2 protein-coding genes are annotated in these 2,490 nt (G+C 65.9%); both read right to left on the bottom strand.

The genetic code is table 11. From position 1 onward, the window contains the following. A partial coding sequence (locus VGH68_RS04195; RefSeq protein ID WP_331602239.1) for an ABC transporter permease occupies nucleotides 1-1,847 on the bottom strand: 1,847 nt, incomplete at its 3' end. A 122-nt stretch (nucleotides 1,848-1,969) separates the two neighbouring features. Then, the coding region (locus tag VGH68_RS04190; protein WP_331602238.1) for a DUF4126 domain-containing protein at nucleotides 1,970-2,490 on the bottom strand (521 nt) is incomplete at its 5' end.

Here is a 2,490-nt window from a genome sequence, read left to right as displayed (position 1 = left end):
AGTTTCACGTTGATGGTTTTCGCGAGCCCCTCTTCTATCGATACCTGCGCGCGCCCGTCGGTGCCGTACCAGTCGCCGCCGACCACGCGGTTATCGCTGGGCAGTTCGGTCGTGTACGAGAGGTTGAACTCGCGGTCGACGAGGCGTTTCGCGTCGGATTTCTCGTAGTTGTCGGGACTCACCGGCTTGCCGTTCACCGCGATCAGACGGCCGCGCACCATCGGCGACAACGCTGCGTCGCCCTGGTCGTGCTGCTTGAGGTAATCGGTGACGCCGGCACGCTGGTCGGGCTGGATATCGATGAGAAACTGATTCGGTGCGTCTGGCGGTGTGGATTGGCGCCAGCCCGCGATCAGGTCACTACGCGTCATCGCGATTAAAAGCAGGCACATCAGGCCGATCCCGAGCGCCGTGATCTGCAGCGCGCTCGCGCCGCTGCGCCGCTCCAGCGATGCAAGAGCATATCGCCAGCCCACGCCCGCGCCCACGCGTTCGCTGCGCACAAAGCGTGCGGCGGCCCAGAGCGCGATGCGCGCAATGCCGCCAAACACGATGAGACCGCCCGCGAATCCACCCGCCACGATCCCGCCCAGCTTCCACTCGCCCGCCGCGAGCACGAGCAGGCCTGCGAACAGCAGCACACCCACGCCGTAGGCGATCCACGCTACCCGGCCGGCGTCGCCGAGTTCACGGCGAATCACGTGGACCGGTGGCACGCGCGTAAGCGGAAGCAATGGCGGCACCGCAAAACCAAGCAGCAGCACCAGTCCGGTCGCAATGCCCTGCAACGCGGGCCAGACGCCCGGCGGCGGCAATTCGACACCGACGAGCGTTCCGAGCCAGTCCAGCAGCACCAGATGCCCGCCGAAGCCAAGCACGACGCCGGCCACGCTGCCAAGCAGACCAACAACCAGGAATTCGCCGATAAACAACGACCGCAGCGTCCCCTGACTCACGCCGAGACAGCGCATTGCGGCGCAGCCGTCCAGATGCCGGCGCGCAAAACGATGCGAGGCCATCGCAATCGCGACGGCGGCGAGCAGCGCGGTCAGCAGCGAAACGAGCGTGAGGAAATGGCTGGCTCGGTCGATCGTCTGGCGCACTTGCGGCTGGCCGTCCTGCAACGATTCGAGCGCGACGCCGCGCAGCTTGCCGTCCTCCACCTTTGTGCGGGCGAATGCGGCGAACTGCTTGACCTGCGGATCCGGCCCCGCCACCAGCAGCCGATAGGTCACGCGGCTGCCGAACGTGACGAGGCCGGTGGACGCGAGTTCATCGGCGCGCATCATCAGGCGCGGCGAAAAGCTCACGAACGAGAAGCCGCGATCGAGTTCGCGCGTGATCACCGCCGCCACTTTGAACGCGCGCGTGCCGACCCGGACCGTGCCGCCGACGGGCACTTTCAGCGCATCGAGTAAAGCGGGGTCGGCCCAGACGGTACCGGGAGCAGGAATGGAGGTGGCGGCCGTGCCGGGTTGATTGGCGGCAGGCGCGATGCGCACCGCGCCACGCAGGGGATATCCGGGAGAAACGGCCTTTAGCGCCGCAAGGCGGGCGACGGGAGCAGAAGACGATTCCCCCGACGTACCCGCGCTGATCATGCTGGGGAAGATAGCGGTGGTCGCGGTCTCGAGCTTGAGTTGCGACGCTTCTGCCGCGAACGCAGAATCGACCGGATGATCGGCACGTACCACGAAATCCGCGGCGATCATCTGGCGCGCGTCGCGTTCCAGCCCCTGATGCATCCGGTCAGCGAGAAAACCGACACTCGCGAGCGCCGCAACTGCCAGCACGAGCGCGAGGATGAGCATGGTCAACTCGCCCGCACGCCAGTCGCGCGCGGTCATTCGCAGCGACTGGCGCACGATCTGCCTGAAGCTCAGTCCTTGCTGCTTCGAATCCTGCTTGGAATCCCGCTGAGAATCCTGCTTAGAATCCCGCTTCAACTCGCCGCCCAAACCGCTCGTACTCAATCGTGCTTGCTCCCAAACCTGCCGACACCCGGATTCACGCGCGCGCTGACGCTGGGCACCATGTGCTTGGCCATCCGGTCAAATCCGCCGCGCACGCCTTTCACGAGCCGCGGCAATGCCCATCCGGCGCACAACAGGAACGCGATGATCAGCACCAGGCAAAGCAGCGGCACGAACAACGCGAGCGTAATGCCGAGCAACGCGCCGAAATCCTCAGTTGCCGATGCCACCCAGTTCGACACCGGTTCCGGCGATAAATTGATCAATGCACGCGTGCCGGCCTTCGCCAGATGCGCGGCCCCCGCAAGCGTTCCGCCAGCGAGCGCGGCGACGGTGAGCAGCGCCGGATCAGCGTGACCGAACGCGCCGACGGCCAGCACCGCGCCGGCCGGAATGCGAATGAAGGTGTGAATGGCGTCCCAGAGGGAATCGAAAGCGGGGATTTTATCGGCGAAAAACTCGACGACTGCGAGCGCTGCCGCCGCGCCGATCACCCAGGGAGAGCCTAGTACGGAGA

The organism is Paraburkholderia sp., from assembly GCF_036488505.1.
In the GTDB taxonomy this organism is placed as follows: Bacteria; Pseudomonadota; Gammaproteobacteria; order Burkholderiales; family Burkholderiaceae; genus Paraburkholderia.
Note: the sequence above shows the minus strand (reverse complement) of the source record. Positions and strands in the feature narration are given on the sequence as shown.